Here is a 15,671-nt window from a genome sequence, read left to right as displayed (position 1 = left end):
AACGTCACCGCCGGTTCTTCGGATCGAGGGCGTCACGCAGCGACTCGCCGACGAGCGTGAAGCCGAGCGCGATGGCGATGATGCAGCCCGCGGGCCAGAAGGCCAGCTGCGGGTGGGTGTCGATCACGGTCTGGGCGCCGCCGAGCATCTGGCCCCACTCCGGGATCCGGTCGTCCGGGTTGCCGAGGCCGAGGAACGACAGCGCGGCCGCGTCGATGATCGACGTGGCGAGCACCAGCGTCGACTGGACGATGACCGGGCCGAGCGAGTTCGGCAGCATGTGCCGGAACACGATCGCGCCGTGCTTCACGCCCAGCGACGTCGCCGCGAGGACGTGGTCGCTCTCCCGCTGCGCGAGCATGGATCCGCGCAGGAGTCTGGCGAACACCGGGATCTGCACGATCGACACCGCGAGGATGACGGTGAACAGGTTGGGCTTCGCGAACAGCGCGCCGATGCCGAACGCCAGCAGCAGCTGCGGGATCGACAGCATCACGTCGACGAACCGCATGACCAGCGAGTCGACCCAGCCGCCGAACGCGCCCGCGAGCGTGCCGAGCGCGAGACCGCCGACGAGGCCGATCAGCGTCGCGAACACGCCGACCAGCAACGTCTGCTGGGCGCCGACGAGCAGGCGGGACAGGAAGTCGCGGCCCTGCAGGTCACCGCCGAGCGGGTAGCCGGGCTGCGGCTTCGGGATCTCGTTGCGCGCCTTGATGACCTGGTCCGCGAGGTCGCGGGCGGACGGGTCGTGGGGGGCGATCCACGGCGAGATGATCGCGATGATCACGAACGCCACGATGATGAAGGAGCCGAACAGGAACACGGGGCTGCGGCGCAGGCGCTTCCACGCGCTGGCCGCGAGGCTCACCCCGGAGTCGTCGGCGGTCGACTCGGCGAGCGAGTCGATGCGCTCTTTCTTCGCACTTCCGATGGCCACGTCGCTACCTCGTCCTGATCCGCGGGTCGATGAGCGCGTAGGACAGGTCGACCAGGAGGTTGACGACCACGTACACGACCGCGGCGACCATGATGAGCATCTGCAGGACCGGGTAGTCGCGGCGCTCGAAGCCGAGCGCCAGCGCCTCGCCCACCCCGGAGAACGCGAACACCTTCTCGGTCAGCACGGCGCCCGCGAGCAGCGCGCCGATCTGCAGGCCGATGGTGGTGACGACCGGGAGCATCGCGTTGCGCAGCACGTGGCGGCTGCGCACGACCTGCGCGGTGAGGCCCTTGGCCTCGGCCGTGCGGACGTAGTCCTCGTCCATCACGTCGAGCACCGCGGCCCTGGTGATGCGGAAGACCACCGCGAACGGGATCGTGGCGAGCGCGATGGCGGGCAGGAACAGGTGCTTGAGCGCGTTCCACGCCGCGTCCCACTCCTGCGTGAGGATGCCGTCGAGCACGAAGAAACCGGTGACCCTGGTCGCGCCGATGGCGTCCTGCCTGCCGACGGACGGGAGACCGAGCTTGGAGGCGAGGACCTCCTTGAGCACGAAGGCGAGGAAGAAGACCGGGACGGCGACACCGATCAGGGACCCGCCGACGCTGAGGTTGTCGAACCAGGTGCCGCGGCGCTTGGCCGCGACGTAGCCGAGCGGGATGCCGACGATCACCGCGAGGATGATCGCGAAGACGCTGAGCTCGATGGTCGCCGGGAACCGCTGGACGAAGATGTCGACCACGGAGTCGCCGGGCTGGACACCGGTCGAGTTGCCGAAGTCCCCGGTGAGGGCTCGGCCGAGGAACTTGAAGTACTGGATGAAGATCGGCTGGTCGAGACCGAGTTGCTTGTTCAACGCCGCCCGCGACTCGTCGGTCCCGCGGTCCCCCAGGAGGGCCGAAGCCGGCCCTCCTGGGAGTGCGCGCAACCACGCGAAGACGAGCAACGAGAGCACCAGCACCACGCCGAGCAGCTGGATAAGCCGCCGTACGGTGTAGCGGAGCACGTACCTACCCCGTTGTTCTCGTTAGTGGGCTGGATCAGCCCTTGCTGACCGGACCGAACTTCTCGTCGGTGAGCGGACTGGGCACGATGCCCTTGACGTCCGACTTGACGACCAGCGCGGGCGGGGAGTGCGAGATCGGGATCGCGGGCAGGTACTCGGACATGATCTGCTTGTTGATCCCCTCGTACACCTTCAGGCGGGCGTCGCGGTCCGGGGTGGAGTCGGCCTTCTTCAGGTCCGCCGCGAGGGTGGCGCCCCACGGCGACTTGCCGGTGCTGAAGCGGTTCTCCGGGTTGCCGAAGAACGTGCCGATCCAGTTGTCGGCGCTACCGGTGTCGCCGGTCCAGCCGAGCAGGAAGACGTCCGGCACGTGCTGGTCGACGTCGGTGAGGTAACCGCCGTTCCACGGCTTGGTGATGGCCTCGACCTTGATGCCCGCCTTCTCCAGGTCACCGGAGATGGCGCCGAAGATGTCCTTCGGGCTGGGCATGTACGGGCGGGTGACCTCGCTGGGCCAGTAGAACTTCAGGGTCAGGTCGGAAGCGCCCGCCTCGGCGAGCAGCGACTTGGCCTTGTCGACGTTGTACTCGTACTTCGTGACGTCCTTGGCGTAGCCGCCGACGGTCTCCGGGATGAACTCGTCCGCGACCTTGGCGCCCTCGGGCAGCTGCGACTTCACGAGCTGCTCGCGGTTGATGGCGTAGGCCAGCGCCTGGCGGACCTTGAGGTCCTGGAGCTTCGGGTTCCCGGCCTGGTTGATGCCGAAGTACATGACGTTGAACGCGGGCCGGATCTGGACGTTGAAGCCGTCCTTCTTTAGGCCTTCCCAGTCGGCGGCGGCCGGGAAGTCGTACCCGTCGATGTCACCGGACTTGAGGGCCTGCTTGCGGGCGGTCTCGTCCGGGATGATGCGGAAGACGAGCTTGTCCAGCTTCGTCTTCTCGCCCCAGTAGTCGTCGTTGCGGACGAGCTCGATCGTGTTGTTCGCCTTGTCGTACGAGCCGAACTTGAACGGGCCCGTGCCGGTGGGGTGGTCCGTGGCGTAGGCGGGGAAGGTGAACGAGTCGCCCTGCGCCTGCACGTTGTCGGCGTCGTACTGCTTCAGCGCCGTCGGGCTCTGCATCGAGAACGACGGGAGGCCCAGGATGTCCGGGAACTTCGACGTCGAGCTGGTCAGCACGACCTCGGCGGTGTTGGCGTCCTTCGCGCTGCACGACTTGTACAGGGAGGGCTTCGCACCGTCGGCGAAACCGCCGAAGTTGTCCACGTAGTACTGGGACACGGCGTCGGAGGTGCCCGCGCCCTTCTGGTTGTACCAGCGGTCGAAGTTCGCGCACACGGCCTCGGCGTTGAACGGCGTGCCGTCGTGGAACTTGACGTTCTGGCGCAGCTTGAAGGTCCACGTCAGACCGTCCGAGCTCGGCGACCAGCTCTCCGCGAGCTCGGGAGCGGGCTCGGCGGTGCCCGGCTTGAACGTGGTCAGCCCGTTGAACATCTGGCGGGCGACGCGGAACGTCTCGCCGTCCGTCGCGTAGAACGGGTCGAACAGCTTCGGCGCGCCGGCCGCACCGAACGTGAAGGTGCCACCTACTTTGCCGGATCCGGAGCTGTCGGTCCCGCGGTCGGACTGGGCGCAGGCGGACAAGGCGAGCGCAGAGACGCTGACCAGGCCGATCGCGGCCAGCCAGCGCCTCCGAGCCGTTCGGGATTGAAGCATCAAACACCCCTTGGTGAATCCGACAATCTCACGGTGTGGTCGCCGACCCTAACCGGTGCAAGTTGCCCTTCCGGAACCGCAGAGGTCACGATACGGCCACGCGAGGGGCCATTGTGGTACGTCCGGCGCACACCCGCTGACCCAACGTGACCACGGACGATCCGGTGAGCGCTCTCCTAGGCTGTACAACGGGAGATGTTCGCCCTGTCACTGTTGCGGAGGAGGTCGCGGATGGGCTCGCAGCTCGAGTTCCGCCTCCTCGGACCGCTCCAGGTGGTGATCGACGGCGAGCTGATCCCGGTGCGCGCCGGGCGGCAGCGGTCGCTGCTGGTGTCGCTGCTGCTGAAGGCGGGCTCCGCCGTCTCGGTGGACGAGCTGGCCGAGCACGTCTGGGGCGCCGACCCGCCCGCCCGCGCGCGCGGCACCCTGCAGACCTACGTGATGCGGCTGCGGCAGGTGCTCGGGCCGCAGGTGCCCATCCGGACCGCGCCCGACGGCTACCTGATCGACGTGGACGAGAAGACCATCGACCTCGTCCGGTTCGGCGGCCTGGCCGAGCAGGGCGAGCAGGAGCGGGCGCTGGGCAACCTGGCCGCGGCGTCGGGCCTGTTCACGACCGCGCTGGCGCTGTGGCGCGGCCCGGCGCTGCTGGACGTGCCGTCGGAGATCCTGCACCGCGACGAGGTGCCGAGGCTGGGCGAGCGCAGGCTGCACGTGGTCGAGCGCCGCGTCGAGGTGGACCTCGACCTCGGCAGGCACGCCGACCTGGTGCCGGAGCTGTCCCGGCTGACCGCGGAGCACTCGCTGCGCGAACGGCTGTGGGCGCAGCTGATGCTGGCGCTCTACCGCTCGGGCAGGCAGGCCGACGCGCTCGCCGCCTACCACCGCGTCCGCGACCAGCTGGCCGAGGAGCTCGGCATCGACCCCGGCGACGAGCTGCGCCGGGTGCACCAGCAGGTGCTGGTGGGCGCGCCCGAGCTCCAGCTGGTGAAGGCGGCGTCCCCGCTGGCCAAGCGGGACCGGGTCGTGCCCGCCCAGCTGCCCGCCGACATCGGCGACTTCGTCGGCCGCGCGCAGGCCGTGGTGCTCATCGAGGCGCTGCTGCGGACCGCGCAGGGCGTGCCGGTCGTCACGCTGGCGGGCCCGCCGGGCGTGGGCAAGACCGCGTTGGCGGTGCACGCCGCGCACAAGATGCGGGCGGACTTCCCCGACGGGCAGCTGTACGTGAACCTGCGTGGGTACGCGCCGGGTGCGCCGCTGAGCGCGATGGACGTGCTCCCCCGGTTCCTGCGGGCGCTCGGCGTCGCACCGGAGGCCGTGCCGCTGGACCAGGACGAGCAGGAGGCGATGTTCCGGTCGCGGATGACCGACCAGCAGGTCCTGCTGGTGCTGGACAACGCGGCCAACGCCGAGCAGATCCGCCCGCTGCTGCCCGGCTCGCCCGGCTGCGCGGTGCTCGTGACCAGCCGCGACACCCTGCGCGGCCTGGCCGTCAGCCACGCGGCCAGCAACGTGCGGCTCGACGTGCTCGACGACGACGAGGCCAGGTCGCTGCTGTCGGGCATGCTCGGCGAGGACGTCGTGGACAGCCAGGACGCCGCCGCCGAGGAGCTCGCCGCGCTGTGCGCGCACCTGCCGCTCGCGCTGCGGATCGCCTCGGCGAACCTGCTCAGCCGCCCCGAGGTCACCATCGCCTCCTACGTGGAGGAGCTGCGGGCGGGCAACCGGCTGGCCGCGCTCACCGTCGAGGGCGACGAGCGGGCGGCCGTGCACGCCGCGTTCGACCTGTCCTACGCGGCGCTCAAACCGGAGCTGGCGCAGCTGTTCCGGCTGCTCAGCATCGCGCCCGGCACCGACATGACGGCCGACGTCGCGGCCGCGCTCGGCGGGCTGACCACGCAGGACGCCCGAAGACGGCTCGACCGGCTCGCCACCGCGAACCTGGTCGACAACCACGCCCCCGGCCGCTACCAGTTCCACGACCTGCTCCGCGACTACGCCGCCGAGCGGCTGGCGTTCGAGGACGGCGCCGCCAAGAGCACCCTGGCGTTCCGGCGGCTCATCGACTGGGCGATCCGGTCGGTCGACAACGCGACCGACGCGCTGAAGAACACCCTGATGCGGTTGCCCCGCACCGCGTCGCAGTCCGACGTCACCCCGCAGACCTTCATCGCCCCCGACGACGCCCTCGCCTGGCTCGACGCCGAACGCGCCAACCTCGTCGCGCTGGTCGTGCACGCCGCCGACCGCGACCCGAGCGCCGACTGCTGGCAGCTCGCCGACGCGCTGCGGCGCTACTTCTACGTGCAGGGCCTGCCGGTGGAGTGGCTGGCGACCGCGAAGGCCGGGCTGGCGGTGGCGCAGAGCATCCGCGACGAGATCGGCGAGGTCGCGATGCTGTCCTCGCTCGGCACCCTGTACTGGGGCATCGGCCAGCACCGGGTCGCCGTCGACTACTACCGGCGGACGTTCCCGATCCAGCAGCGCGGGGTCACCGCCCCCGCCGCCGAGGCCGCCGTGCTGTCCAACCTCGGCAGCGTCTACATCGACCTGGGCGAGCTGGAGCAGGCCGCGCACCACCTGGAACGCGCGCTCGCCATCACCCGCGAGATCGGCGCGCCGCAGCAGGAGGGGATCGCCCAGCTCAACCTCGGCGGCGTGTACCTGCTGCTCGGGCAGCTGGACCGGGCGGTCGACTCGTTCGAGGGGTCGTTGGAGGTCGGCACCCGGCTGGACGCGTGGATGACCCAGGCCAACAGCTACCGGGCGCTCGGCGAGGTGCACCTGCTGCAGGGGTACCCGGACCGGGCGGCCGAGCTGTTCGACCGCGCGGGCGTCCTCTACGAGCAGGCCGCCGCCCGCGGGTTCGCGAACCTCCCGCACGAGGGGCTGGCGCAGGCGCACACGATGCGCGGGTGGTGCGCCGAGGCGGTGTCCGAGGCGCGGCAGGCGTTGGAGACGGCGGAGGAGTCGGGGAACCTCAAGGGCGTGTGCGACGCGCGCAACGTGCTCGGGGAGGCGTTGAACGGGCTGGAGGAGCACGTCGAGGCGCTGCGGCAGCACACCGAGGCGCTGCGGATCGCCGAGGAGACGAGCTACCCGTGGGGGATCTGCGCGGCCCGCAAGGGGATGGCGCAGGCGTACCGGACCGCGCAGCGGTTGGACGAGGCGATGGCGTCGGCGTCGTTGGCCCACGACAGCGCGCGGTCCTACCGGCTGAGGATCGCCGAGGTGGACGTGCTGGTGCTGCTGGGCAGGCTGCACCTGGAGAAGGGCGCGGAACGCGAGGCGGGCGAGTGCGCGCGGCGGGCCGTGGAACTCAGCGCCGTGACGGGGCAGCGGTTGGTGCACGCGCGGGCGCTGCAGCTGGTGGGGGACGTGGAAGGGGCGCCGGGGAAGTGGCGGGAGGCCCTGGAGCTGTTCGCGGAGATCGGGGCCCCGGAAGCGCACCCGCTGCGAAGCCTGCTGGGCTAATGCGGTGACCGCACCCCTCGGGGGCGTTTCCGGGCTCAGGCGAAATTTCCCGCGGTCACCGCGCTAGACGATCCGGTCCGCCCTCGACCGGGTGTCGTCCACGGCGAACCAGCCGCGTTCGAACTCCTGCCAGCGGCGCAGGTGGGCGCGGCTGCGTTCGCCGTCGCGGCGGACCGCGCGTTCCAGGCGTTCGGTCTCATCGGGACCGTCGACCCACACGGCCAGGTCGAGCCTGGGGGCGATGGAGCGGCGGGCCGAGGAGACGCCCTCGACGATCAGGACCTCCGGCGGGTCGACGGTGAGCCAGTCGCCGGGTTTCGGCCACCCGTCCGTCCAGTCCGTCCTGCGGTAGCGGCCGGTTTCGCCGCGTGCCAAGGGATCCAGGACGCCCTCGACCAGGCGCGGCCACCAGGAGACGGGGTCGTCCCAGGTGGCGAAGTGGTCCGTCGGGACGACCAGTGCGCCCAGCTCCAGGGCGAGGGTCCTGGCCACTGTGGACTTTCCCGCGCCCGACGGACCGTCCACAGCGACCAGTCTCACGGCGTCAGACGACCCGCCTGCCGGACATCGCCCGGCCCAGCGTCAGCTCGTCGGCGAACTCCAGGTCGCCGCCCATGGGCAGGCCGGAGGCCAGGCGGGTGACGGTGAGGCCGGGGAAGTCGCGGAGCATGCGGACCAGGTAGGTCGCGGTCGCCTCGCCCTCGGTGTTGGGGTCGGTCGCGATGATGATCTCCGCGACGTCCTTGCCGTCGACCTGGTTGCCGATCCGCTGGAGCAGCTGGCGAATGCGCAGCTGGTCGGGGCCGACGCCGGACAACGGGTCGAGGGCCCCGCCCAGGACGTGGTAGCGGCCCTTGAACTCGCGGGTGCGCTCGACCGCGAGCACGTCCTTCGGTTCCTCGACCACGCAGATGAGCGTCACGTCCCTGCGCGTGTCGCGGCAGATGCGGCAGGTGGTCTCGGCGGAGACGTTGCCGCAGACGTCGCAGAACACGACGCCCTCCTTGACCTTCTGCAGGGCGTCCTGAAGCCGCCCGATGTCGGCCGGCTCGGCCGCCAGCAGGTGGAAGGCGATGCGCTGCGCGCTCTTGGGCCCGACGCCCGGCAGCCTGCCGAGTTCGTCGATCAAGTCCTGAACGGGACCTTCGTACATCAGCCGAGCAACCCGCCAAGACCGCCGAAGTCACCCATGCCGCCCATGCCACCCGCGAGTGGGCCCATCTTCTGGGCGGCGAGCTCCTGGGCGGCGCGGTTGGCGTCGCGCACGGCGGCGACCACGAGGTCCGCCAGCGTCTCGGTGTCGTCGGGGTCGACGACCTTCGGGTCGATCTCCAGGCTCTTCAGCTCGCCCGCGCCGGACACGACGGCGGTCACCAGACCGCCACCGGCCGTGCCGGTGACCTCGGCGTCGGCGAGTTCCTCCTGCGCGGTGACCAGCTGCTGCTGCATCTTCTGCGCCTGCTGGAGGATCTGCTGCATGTTGGGCTGACCGGGTTGCACCGCGGTTCCTCTCGTCGGATTTGCCACCGCCCCCGAGCGTAGTCGCGTCCGGTCTGGCACCGTGTGCGGCGTGCGCGGGTGGATGGTGGTGACGGTGGTCGGACTCCTGCTGGCGGGCTGCGGCAGCGAGGCCCCGGCCGCCACGCGCGCCCCGCTGCTGGACCCGATCCCGTCGGTCGACATCCCCGCCGCGACCACCACGACGACCCCCGCCCCCACCACGACGACCTCGCCCGCACCGCCGCGCGAGGAGGTCGTGGTCGTGCTGAACCCCGGCCACAACGGCGGCAACGCGGCCAGCCCGGACGTGATCAACGCCCAGGTCCCGGCGGGTGGCGGGCAGGTGAAGGCGTGCGACACGACCGGCACCCAGACCAACGCGGGCTACCCCGAGCACGCGTTCACCTGGGACGTCACCCAGCGGGTGCGCGCCGTGCTGGCCGCCAAGGGCGTGACCGTCGTGCTGACCCGCGAGAACGACACCGGCGTCGGGCCGTGCGTGGACGAGCGGACGGCCATCGGCAACCGCGCGAACGCCGCGGCGGTCGTGTCGATCCACGCCGACGGCTCGGAGGCGGCCGGGGCCAACGGCTTCCACGTCGCCTACCCGGCGCCCGCGCTCAACGAGGCGCAGGGCGAGCCGTCCGCGCGGCTCGCGTCGGTGCTGCGCGACGGCATGGTCGCGGCCGGGTTCTCCCCGGCCAACTACATCGGCCGCGACGGCCTGGACGGGCGCGACGACCTGGCCGGGCTGAACCTGTCCGAGCGGCCCGCGGTGTTCGTCGAGTGCGGCAACATGCGCGACGCCGCCGAGGCCGCCGTGCTCAGCAGCGAGGACGGCAAGCAGCGGTACGCGAACGCCATCGCGGCCTCGATCCTGACCTACGTGGGGCGCTAGGGCCGCACCAGGCCCGTCTGGTAGGCGATCACGACGAGCTGGGCGCGGTCGCGGGCCTGGAGCTTGGTCATCGCGCGGTTGACGTGGGTCTTCGCGGTGAGCGGCGAGACGAACAGGCGGGCGGCGATGTCGTCGTTGGACAGGCCGTTCGCGACCAGGGCGACCACCTCGCGCTCGCGCTGGGTCAGCACGGTCAGGCGTTCCGGGGTGGCCGCGTTCGTCGTGGGCTGGGACAGGAACTGGCTGATCAGCGACTGGGTCGCCTTCGGGGACAGCAGGGCGTCGCCCTCGGCGACGGTCCGGATCGCGGTCAGCAGCTCGGCCGGTTCGACGCCCTTGCCGAGGAACCCGCTGGCACCGGCCCTGATCGCCTTGGCGACGTAGTCGTCGATCTCGAACGTGGTCAGGATCAGCACCTTCACGCCCGCGAGGTCCTCGTCCTCGCTGATCCGGCGGGTCGCCTCCAGCCCGTCCAGCTCGGGCATCCGGATGTCCATCAGCACCACGTCGGCGCGGGTGGTGCGGACCAGCTCCAGCGCCTCCAGCCCGTTGGTCGCCTCGCCGACGACCTCCAGGTCCGGGGCGGAGTCGATGAGGACGCGGAACCCGGCGCGGATGAGCGCCTGGTCGTCGGCGAGCAGGACGCGGATCGTCATGGCTTCTTCCCGAGGTGCAGTGGCAGGGTCGCCAGGACGCGGAAGCGGTCGCCGCCGTCGGGGCCCGCCTGGATGGTGCCGCCGACCGCGCCCGCCCGCTCCCCCATGCCGACGAGGCCGAGGCCGGTGCCGCCCTCGCGGGCCTCACCGACCGCGTTGGTGATCTCCAGGATGATCTCGGACTCCGTGTAGGACACCGAGAGGCGCGCCGAGCCGGTGCCGTACCGGTGGGCGTTGGTCAGCGCCTCCTGCACGACCCGGTAGGCGACCAGGTCGACCGTGGCGGGCAGGTCGCGGACCTCGCCGGACAACGTCGAGCGCAGGTCGAGGCCGGAGGCGCGGAACGAGCCGACCAGCGACTCCAGCTGCGCCACGCCGGGGGCGGGCTCGGTGGGCGTGTTCGACTCCTCCGGCCTGCGCAGCACGCCGAGCAGGCCGCCCAGCTCGTCCAGCACGGCCCGGCTGGACCGGCGGACGTGGGCCAGCGCCTCGGCGGCGGCCTCGGGCTGCGAGGTGATCAGGTGGCCCGCCACCCCGGCCTGCACGTTGATCACCGCGATGTGGTGCGCGACCACGTCGTGCAGCTCGCGGGCGATGTGCAGCCGCTCCTCGGCGACCCGGCGGCGGGCCTCCTCCTCGCGGGTCCGCTCGGCCCGCACCGCGCGCTCCTCGATGGCCGCGATGTTCGCCCGGCGGCTGCGGACCGCGTCGCCGATCGCCGCCGCCATGCCGATCCAGGCGAACCGGGCGAAGCTCTCCAGCGTGAAGCCGGGGGTGGGTGTCAGCAGGACGACCACCAGGACCAGGAACAGGGCCGTGGGCACCGCGGACCGCAGCGCCGTCCACCGGTCGGTGCGGACCGCGACCGTGTAGGTGGCGACCACGACCGGGATCAGGAACGGCTCGATCTGGGCGCCCACCGCGACCGCGGGCACGACCACCGCCGTGGCGACGGCCAGCGTCGCCAACGGCCACCTGCGGCGGACCACCAGCGCCGCGAACCCCAGTCCCAGCAGCGCGAGGACCGCGGGCGACCGGAACACCGGCACCGAGCCGGGGCCGTGCGGGGCGGCGGCGACGAAGTAGAGGAACGCGGCACCGACGGCGTCCACGGCGGTCGGGTGCCTCCGCGTCGTCGCGCGGAACCTCTTCACCGTGGACACCCCGTCACCCTAGGCCGGTCACGCGTCACGGCCGCGCAGCAGCACGGCGGCGGCGATCAGCGGCACGACCACCCAGGCGGCGAAGACCAGCACGCCCGCCGTGGTGCCCAGGCCGTCGGCCGGGGGCACGACGCTGGTGAACGAACCGCCCGCGTTGGAGGGCAGGAACTTCAGCACGTCGTCGCGCCACGAGGTCGGCAGCAGCAGCTGGCCGAGGCCGGGCGCCAGGAACACGAGGCCGAACAGCGTGGAGAGGGCTCCCGCGGTGCTGCGCAGGATCGACCCGAGCGCGACGCCGATCACGGCGATGCCGGTCAGCGCGGCGGCGGAGCCGATGACCGCCTTGAGCACACCGGGGTCGCCCAGCGCCGCGGTCGGCAGGTCGGCGCCGCCCATGATCGCCTGGCCGCCGAGGAACGCGGTCAGCGCGGTCAGCAGCATGGCCGGGAAGACCGTGCCGATGACGACGGAGACCTTGGCGGCGAGCACCGGCAGCCGGGAGGGAACGCCGGTCAGCGTGGACCGGATCATGCCGGTCGAGTACTCGCTGGACACGATCATCACGCCCAGCACGCCGATGATCAGCTGCGCGATGTTGACGCCCGCCAACGAGATCGCCGTGGGGTCGACCAGGTCCCGCGGACCGGGCCCGTTGCCGCCGCTGGTCCGCGTGGAGGCGAAGACCAGGCCAGCGCTGAGCATGGCGACCGCGGCACCCAGCAGCGTCATGGCGCTGGACCGGACGCTGCGCAGCTTCACCCACTCGCTGCGCAGCACCCCGGTGAAGCGCAGGCGCGGTTCGGGCTCGTCGACGGCCGTCCTGGCCACCGGTCGTTCCATCGTCGTGGTGCTCATCAGGCTGCCTTTCCGAACGACGTGGTGGTGGTGCCGCCGTGGTACTCGACGGACTCCTCGGTCAACTCCATGTAGGCCTCCTCCAGCGACGCGCGCTGGGGGGTGAGCTCGTAGATCGGGATCCCGGCGGCCAGGGCGCGCAGGGCGATGTCCTCGGTGGACAGGCCGACCACGTCGAGCACGCCGCCGCCGACCGAGCTGATCTTCACGCCGTCGCCGTTGAGCAGGCGGACCAGGTCGGTCGAGCGCGGGCTCAGGACGTGCACGCCGCGGGTGGCGGAGGCGATGAGGTCGGCGACCGACACGTCGGCGATGAGCCTGCCGCGGCCGACGACGATCAGGTGCTCGGCGGTCAGCGCCATCTCGCTCATCAGGTGCGAGGAGATGAAGACCGTGCGGCCCTCGGCGGCCAGCCCCTTGAGGAGGGTGCGGATCCACTTGATGCCGTCCGGGTCGAGGCCGTTGACCGGCTCGTCCAGCATGACGGTGTGCGGGTCGCCCAGCAGCGCCACGGCGATGCCCAGCCGCTGGCCCATGCCGAGCGAGAAGTTGCCGACCCGGCGCCGGGCCACCTCGGTGAGGCCGACCAGCTCCAGCACCTCGTCCACCCGCTGGGCGGTGATGCCGTGCGTGGCACCGATGGCCAGCAGGTGGTCGCGGGCGGAGCGGCCGGGGTGCACCGCGCGGGCCTCCAGCAGGACCCCGATCTCCCGCAGCGGCGCCCTGTGCTCGGCGTAGACCTTGCCGTTGACCTTCGCCGTGCCGGACGTCGGCGTGTCCAGGCCGACGAGCATCCGCATGGTCGTCGACTTGCCCGCGCCGTTGGGACCGAGGAACCCGGTCACCGTGCCGGGCCGGACGGTGAAGGTGAGCCCGTCGACCGCGGTCTTGGCCCCGTACCGCTTGGTGAGGTTCGCTACCTCGATCATCGCTGCTCCTGGGGATCGCTTGTGGTTTCCCAAGAGTCGTCCGATGACGCCCCAAGATCGTCGTACCGCCGCAGACACCTCGGCGTACCGCGAGCGCGGTACGCCCCTCAGACCGGGGTAGTACTCAGCGCTTGGCGCGCTCCGTCTTCAGGGGACGCGCCCCCAGCTCATCGGCCAGGAGCTGCAGCACAGCGGCCTCGGGGTCCTGGCGCGGAGCATCGGGGTCGGTCGGCAGCGACGCCTCGGCCAGCATCTCCTCCTCGTCCACCGGCTCCGGCGGCAGAGGGGGTTCGTCGAGGTCCGGCGGCTCCGGAGGCGGCGGCACGTCGTCGGCGGGCGGACGGCCCGACGACTGGCGCTGCGGCGGCTGCACGGCCGCCGCCTTGCCGGCCTGGCTCGGCCGCGTCGGCGCGGGCCTGGCGGCCTTCGTCTTCTCCGGGCGCGCGGGACCGGCCGCCGCCGGGTCGCCGTGCACGACGGTGACCTGCCACGACCCGCTCAGGACCGCGGCGAACGCCTGGGTGAGGGCACCGACCGCGCGGGCGTCGGTGAGCCTGCCCGCGACCGGGGCCGACGGGTGCGAGATGACGACCGACATGCCGTCCACGTCCGTCACCATCGCGTTGGCGAGCATCGCCGCCGTGACGGTGTTGATCGACCGCACGGCCGCGACCAGCTCGGACCACCGGCGGCGGACCGCGGCCACGTCGAGGCCCGCGCTCGGGGCCTCCGGCTCGGGCGCGGCGGGTTCGGGGGTCGGCGCGGCGGCGGCCGGACGGCTCGGCGGCACGACCGCGGGCCTCGTCGGCGCCGCGGGGCGCGTGGCCACCGGCTCCGCGGGGGCGGGCTCCGGTTCGGCGGCGCGCTGGGACGGGCGCTGGAAGGCGGGCTTGCCGTTCGCGGGCGCCGGGGGCGCGGCCTGGGGGGCCTGCGCGGGCGCCTGCTGCGCCGGGGCCGACGCGGCCGGGGCCACGGCGGCCGGGGCCACGGCGGCGGCCGGGGCCGGTCCGCGCTTCTCCAACTGCTCGACGCGCTGCAGCACGGCGGCCTCGGTGGAGCTCGCCGCGGGCAGCAGCATCCGCGCGCAGACCAGTTCCAGCACGAGCCGGGCCGCGGTCGCGCCGCGCATGTCCACCAGGCCGGTGTGCACGATCTCGGCGAACCTGGTCAGCGTCGCCGGGCCGATCCTCTTGGCCTGCTCGACCATCCGGACCAGCTCGTCCTCGGGCGCGGCCACCAGCCCGCGGTCCGCGGCGTCGGGCACCGCGCACAGCAGCACCAGGTCGCGCAGCCGTTCGAGCAGGTCGGAGGCGAAGCGGCGCGGGTCGTGGCCCGCCTCGACGAGCCGGTCGATCGTGCCGAACACCGCGGCGCCGTCGCCGTTGCCCAGCCCGTCCACCGCGTCGTCGATCAGGGCCACGTCGGTGACCCCGAGCAGCGCGATGGCGCCCTCGTAGGTCACGCCCTCCGGACCCGCGCCGGACAGCAGCTGGTCGAGCACCGACTGCGTGTCGCGCGCCGAACCACCGCCCGCGCGGATGACCAGCGGGAACACCGCCGGGGCCACGGTCACGCCCTCGGCCGCGCAGTTGCGCTCCAGCAGCGAGCGCATCGCGCCCGGCGGGATCAGCCGGAACGGGTAGTGGTGCGTGCGCGACCGGATGGTCGGCAGCACCTTGTCCGGCTCGGTGGTCGCGAAGATGAAGATCAGGTGCTCCGGCGGCTCCTCCACGATCTTCAGCAGGGCGTTGAAGCCCTGCGTCGTGACCATGTGCGCCTCGTCGACGATGAACACCCGGTACTTGGCCTCGGCCGGGGCGTAGAACGCCTTGTCCCGCAGCTCGCGGGCGTCGTCCACACCACCGTGGCTGGCCGCGTCGAGCTCCACCACGTCGACCGTGCCGGACCCGTTCGGCGCCAGCCCGACGCACGAGTTGCACTCGCCGCACGGGTCGGGCGTCGGGCCCTTCGCGCAGTTCAGCGAGCGGGCCAGGATCCGGGCACTGGACGTCTTGCCGCAGCCGCGCGGCCCGGAGAACAGGTACGCGTGGTTGATCCGGCCCGCTCCGAGCGCCGTGCGCAGCGGATCGGTGACGTGCTCCTGCCCGACCACCTCGGCGAAGGTGGCCGGTCGGTACTTGCGGTATAGGGCGAGCGCCACGTGCGAGACCCTACCGGTGGGGTACGACAGCTCTGGACGCACTGGGAGCGGACCGGCTCGGACCAGGGCAAAAAAAGGGGACCCCGTGCACCTACCAGAGCCCGCTTATCCTTGCTGCCTTCCGGCCCTGGGGAGATTCGCGAGATGAGTACCGCACGAGGTCCGGCGCAAGTGTAACCGGTCGTGATCCGCACCCGCCGCCCCGACCCCGTTTTGGTTCGGGCCACGGGGGTCCGCTAGGCTGGACCACGGAGGATTCGCATAGTGGCCTAGTGCGCACGACTGGAAATCGTGTTGGGTTAACCCCCTCACGGGTTCAAATCCCGTATCCTCCGCAGGTCGACGCCCCGGACGTGTTCCACGTCCGGG

The 15,671-nt window shown here is 72.0% G+C and carries 13 protein-coding genes, 1 tRNA gene and 1 other RNA gene; 3 read left to right on the top strand and 12 right to left on the bottom strand.

Going from position 1 to position 15,671, the window contains the following annotated elements; all coding sequences use genetic code 11:
- Positions 1-4: 4 nt before the first annotated feature.
- From CLV43_RS01990 to CLV43_RS01980, 3 genes are read right to left on the bottom strand one after another with little or no spacing between them, the layout of a single operon-like run.
- Positions 5-940 (bottom strand): ABC transporter permease, encoded by a 936-nt coding sequence (locus tag CLV43_RS01990; protein WP_106185206.1) that lies wholly within the window; start codon positions 938-940, stop codon positions 5-7.
- 4 nt (positions 941-944) lie between these two features.
- On the bottom strand, positions 945-1,949 hold the full coding sequence (locus tag CLV43_RS01985; RefSeq protein WP_106185205.1) for an ABC transporter permease: 1,005 nt from the start codon (positions 1,947-1,949) through the stop codon (positions 945-947).
- A 34-nt stretch (positions 1,950-1,983) separates the two neighbouring features.
- Positions 1,984-3,666, bottom strand: a complete 1,683-nt coding sequence (locus CLV43_RS01980; protein ID WP_106185204.1) for an ABC transporter substrate-binding protein — start codon at positions 3,664-3,666, stop codon at positions 1,984-1,986.
- A 231-nt stretch (positions 3,667-3,897) separates the two neighbouring features.
- Here CLV43_RS01980 and CLV43_RS01975 point away from each other — a divergent pair, with 231 nt between their 5' ends.
- Positions 3,898-7,140, top strand: coding sequence for an AfsR/SARP family transcriptional regulator (locus tag CLV43_RS01975; protein WP_106185203.1), 3,243 nt, complete (start codon positions 3,898-3,900; stop codon positions 7,138-7,140).
- Positions 7,141-7,203: 63 nt separating this feature from the next.
- Here the strand turns inward: CLV43_RS01975 and CLV43_RS01970 are convergent, their stop codons facing one another.
- The 3 genes from CLV43_RS01970 to CLV43_RS01960 are packed head-to-tail and all read right to left on the bottom strand — an operon-like array spanning position 7,204 to position 8,619.
- On the bottom strand, positions 7,204-7,680 hold the full coding sequence (locus CLV43_RS01970) for a uridine kinase family protein (protein WP_106185202.1): 477 nt from the start codon (positions 7,678-7,680) through the stop codon (positions 7,204-7,206).
- Positions 7,681-7,684: 4 nt separating this feature from the next.
- Entirely contained in the window at positions 7,685-8,293 is a 609-nt protein-coding gene (recR, locus tag CLV43_RS01965; RefSeq protein WP_106185201.1) for a recombination mediator RecR, read from the bottom strand.
- A complete protein-coding gene (locus tag CLV43_RS01960; RefSeq protein ID WP_106185200.1) occupies positions 8,293-8,619 on the bottom strand; it encodes a YbaB/EbfC family nucleoid-associated protein in 327 nt (108 codons plus the stop codon). Before CLV43_RS01960 ends, recR begins: the two co-directional genes overlap by 1 nt.
- 103 nt (positions 8,620-8,722) lie before the next feature.
- Here CLV43_RS01960 and CLV43_RS01955 point away from each other — a divergent pair, with 103 nt between their 5' ends.
- Entirely contained in the window at positions 8,723-9,538 is an 816-nt protein-coding gene (locus CLV43_RS01955) for an N-acetylmuramoyl-L-alanine amidase (RefSeq protein ID WP_106185918.1), read from the top strand.
- Here CLV43_RS01955 and CLV43_RS01950 read toward each other — a convergent pair.
- From CLV43_RS01950 to ffs, 6 genes are all read right to left on the bottom strand, one after another.
- A complete protein-coding gene (locus CLV43_RS01950; RefSeq protein WP_106185199.1) occupies positions 9,535-10,194 on the bottom strand; it encodes a response regulator transcription factor in 660 nt (219 codons plus the stop codon). The two genes, CLV43_RS01955 and CLV43_RS01950, sit on opposite strands and share 4 nt — an antisense overlap.
- Positions 10,191-11,357 (bottom strand): sensor histidine kinase, encoded by a 1,167-nt coding sequence (locus tag CLV43_RS01945; protein ID WP_106185198.1) that lies wholly within the window; start codon positions 11,355-11,357, stop codon positions 10,191-10,193. Before CLV43_RS01945 ends, CLV43_RS01950 begins: the two co-directional genes overlap by 4 nt.
- An 18-nt stretch (positions 11,358-11,375) precedes the next feature.
- Complete coding sequence (locus CLV43_RS01940) at positions 11,376-12,212, bottom strand: ABC transporter permease (RefSeq protein WP_106185197.1); 837 nt, start codon at positions 12,210-12,212, stop codon at positions 11,376-11,378.
- Positions 12,212-13,141 carry an ABC transporter ATP-binding protein gene (locus CLV43_RS01935; RefSeq protein WP_106185196.1) on the bottom strand — a complete coding sequence of 310 codons (930 nt, stop codon included), beginning with the start codon at positions 13,139-13,141 and terminating at the stop codon, positions 12,212-12,214. The genes CLV43_RS01940 and CLV43_RS01935 overlap by 1 nt, the downstream gene beginning before the upstream one ends.
- Positions 13,142-13,265: 124 nt before the next feature.
- A complete protein-coding gene (locus CLV43_RS01930) occupies positions 13,266-15,302 on the bottom strand; it encodes a DNA polymerase III subunit gamma and tau (RefSeq protein WP_106185195.1) in 2,037 nt (678 codons plus the stop codon).
- A gap of 71 nt (positions 15,303-15,373) precedes the next feature.
- An RNA gene (ffs, locus tag CLV43_RS01925) (signal recognition particle sRNA small type) lies at positions 15,374-15,470 on the bottom strand.
- An 82-nt stretch (positions 15,471-15,552) separates the two neighbouring features.
- Here ffs and CLV43_RS01920 point away from each other — a divergent pair.
- Positions 15,553-15,637, top strand: a tRNA-Ser gene (locus tag CLV43_RS01920).
- Positions 15,638-15,671: the final 34 nt, after the last annotated feature.

The organism is Umezawaea tangerina, from assembly GCF_003002815.1.
Classification (GTDB): Bacteria; Actinomycetota; Actinomycetes; order Mycobacteriales; family Pseudonocardiaceae; genus Umezawaea; species Umezawaea tangerina.
This window is presented reverse-complemented; position numbering and strand designations above follow the sequence as displayed.

Bases quoted from the DNA above. Each gene is read 5' to 3' on its own strand.
- CLV43_RS01980 (WP_106185204.1), bottom strand. From the start codon at position 3,666: ATGCTTCAATCCCGAACGGCTCGGAGGCGCTGGCTGGCCGCGATCGGC.
- CLV43_RS01975 (WP_106185203.1), top strand. From the start codon at position 3,898: ATGGGCTCGCAGCTCGAGTTCCGCCTCCTCGGACCGCTCCAGGTGGTG.
- recR (WP_106185201.1), bottom strand. From the start codon at position 8,293: ATGTACGAAGGTCCCGTTCAGGACTTGATCGACGAACTCGGCAGGCTG.
- CLV43_RS01960 (WP_106185200.1), bottom strand. From the start codon at position 8,619: ATGCAGCAGATCCTCCAGCAGGCGCAGAAGATGCAGCAGCAGCTGGTC.
- CLV43_RS01955 (WP_106185918.1), top strand. From the start codon at position 8,723: ATGGTGGTGACGGTGGTCGGACTCCTGCTGGCGGGCTGCGGCAGCGAG.
- CLV43_RS01950 (WP_106185199.1), bottom strand. From the start codon at position 10,194: ATGACGATCCGCGTCCTGCTCGCCGACGACCAGGCGCTCATCCGCGCC.
- CLV43_RS01940 (WP_106185197.1), bottom strand. From the start codon at position 12,212: ATGAGCACCACGACGATGGAACGACCGGTGGCCAGGACGGCCGTCGAC.
- CLV43_RS01935 (WP_106185196.1), bottom strand. From the start codon at position 13,141: ATGATCGAGGTAGCGAACCTCACCAAGCGGTACGGGGCCAAGACCGCG.